At 65.8% G+C, this 2,000-nt stretch carries 2 protein-coding genes and 1 pseudogene; 1 reads left to right on the top strand and 2 read right to left on the bottom strand.

Annotated features, from left to right (window positions below; translation table 11 throughout):
* Positions 1 to 202, top strand: a pseudogene (locus VN856_RS20300) (PE-PPE domain-containing protein); the annotation flags it as partial.
* 71 nt (positions 203 to 273) lie between these two features.
* Here the strand turns inward: VN856_RS20300 and VN856_RS20295 are convergent.
* Together VN856_RS20295 and VN856_RS20290 are read right to left on the bottom strand one after the other, a co-directional pair.
* Positions 274 to 1,242: an NADPH:quinone oxidoreductase family protein gene (locus tag VN856_RS20295; RefSeq protein WP_325692278.1), complete on the bottom strand. Its 969-nt coding sequence runs from the start codon at positions 1,240 to 1,242 to the stop codon at positions 274 to 276.
* 10 nt (positions 1,243 to 1,252) lie between these two features.
* On the bottom strand, positions 1,253 to 2,000 hold a 748-nt coding region (locus tag VN856_RS20290; RefSeq protein ID WP_325692276.1), incomplete at its 5' end, for an SDR family NAD(P)-dependent oxidoreductase.

Raw genomic sequence — 2,000 nt, 5'->3', positions numbered from 1 at the left:
CGGGAACGCCCTGCTGACCAGCCTTCCGGCATATGACCTTTCGCTGTTCACGGACAACCTGTCCAACGGTGACCTCCTCGACGCGATCGGTCTGCCGATCGCAGCCAACACCGGGATGGACACGCTGTTCGCCGGTTTCGGACTCGCGGTCATTGAGAACGCGGCCTCACAGATCTCGGCCGACTTCTCGGGTCTGTTCTAGTCACGCGGGGTACTGAACGCGCCGCCACCGGTCTGCCGGGGCGGCGCGTTCGGTATCTGCGAGCAGCCCGGCTAGGGCTCTAGTACGACCTTGCCGAACACCCCGCCGTCGGCCAGGGACTGCAGCGCGTCACGGCCTTTCGACAGTGGAAACCGTTGCGGCGGTGGAGGTTTCAACCCGGCCGCCACCAGCTGGTTGAGACCCGAGGCGAACAGTCCCGCCGAGCCGGGCACCTGACGGAGGTATTCGCCCCAGGCGACGCCGAGCACACCGACGTTGCGCAGCAGCAGCCGGTTGACCTTGACCGTCGGAATGGAACCCGCGGCGAAGCCGATCACCAGCAGCTTGCCGTCAATGGCCAGCACCCGGACCGCGTCGTCGAAGGCCTGCCCGCCGACCGGGTCGACCACGATGTCGACACCGCGGCCGTCGGTGTGGTCGCGCACCGCCTGCGCCCAGCCGTCGCTCAGCGGTAGCACCACGTCGGCACCCAACGATTCGACGAAATCCGTTGCGCTCGTTCGGTGTACCACCCCGATGACCTTGCTCGCGCCCATCGCCCGAGCCACTTGGATGGCCGCGGTGCCCACACCGCCCGCCGAACCCAACACCAGCACGCTGTCGCCGCGCCGCATGGCGGCCCGTCGGGCCAGCGCGAAGTACATGGTGTTGTAGTTCACCAGCAGCGACACCGCTTCGGCGTCGTCGAGGTCGGCCGGGCTGCGGATCACGTTCGCCATCGGGGCAAGCACCTGTTCGGCGAACCCACCTAGCACGCCGAACGCCGAAACCCGATCCCCCACTTTGAATTCGGAGTCTTCCGGCGCCCAATCGACAACGCCGGCAGCCTCCATGCCGGGGATGAACGGCGGCGGCAGCTTGAGCTGGTACTCGCCCTTGCTCAGCAACAGGTCCGGGAAGCAGACACCTGCGGCGCGGACACCGATGACCAAGACGTCGTTGTTTCCGGCGACGTCCTGCACATCGGTATAGACAAGACCGTCCGGACCTGAAAGCTCCTGTACAACACAGGCTTTCATGTAGTCCCGATCAACGGATCGAGAAGTTGGCCGCCTTAGCCGCGGACAAGTCGTCGATCTCGCCCCAGTGCGAGGCGATGTCGTCAACCGACGGCACCGTCTTGAACGTGACGCCCTCATTCTGGAACAGTGCGGCGCGCTGCACCTTGCCGCCACCGACGATGAAGATCGAGCCGGAGTCGGGCACCTCTTCGGTGACCAGGTAAGCCACCACCGGTGCGACGAACTCCGGCGTGAGGTTCTTGAGCACCTCGGGCGGCAAGATGTCCTCGGTCATCCGGGTGGCCGCAATCGGCGCCAGCGCGTTGGCCTTGATGTTGTACTTGGCGCCTTCCTGGGCCAACGTGTTGATCAGACCGACCAGGCCCAGCTTGGCCGCGCCATAGTTGGCCTGACCGAAGTTGCCGAACAGCCCGCTGGTGGAGGTGGCCACGAGCACGCGACCGTAGCTCTGCTCGCGGAAGTGCGGCCACGCGGCGCGCACGACGTTGTAGCCGCCGTAGAGGTGCACCTTCAGAACGGAATCCCAGTTCTCGAACGACATCTTGTGGAACGTGCCGTCGCGCAGGATGCCGGCGTTGCTCACCACACCGTCGATCTTGCCGAACTCATCGAGGGCGGTCTTGATGATGTTCTCGGCGCCCTCGGTCTCGGCAACGCTGTCGTAGTTGGCGACCGCGCGCCCACCGGCGTCCTTGATCTCCTTGACGACCTCGTCGGCCATGTTGTGTCCGGCGCCGGTGCCGTCGCGGGATCCG

Origin of the sequence: Mycobacterium sp., assembly GCF_035603715.1 — a bacterium.
Lineage (GTDB): Bacteria > Actinomycetota > Actinomycetes > Mycobacteriales > Mycobacteriaceae > Mycobacterium.
This window is presented reverse-complemented; position numbering and strand designations above follow the sequence as displayed.

Bases quoted from the DNA above. Each gene is read 5' to 3' on its own strand.
- VN856_RS20295 (WP_325692278.1), bottom strand. From the start codon at position 1,242: ATGAAAGCCTGTGTTGTACAGGAGCTTTCAGGTCCGGACGGTCTTGTC.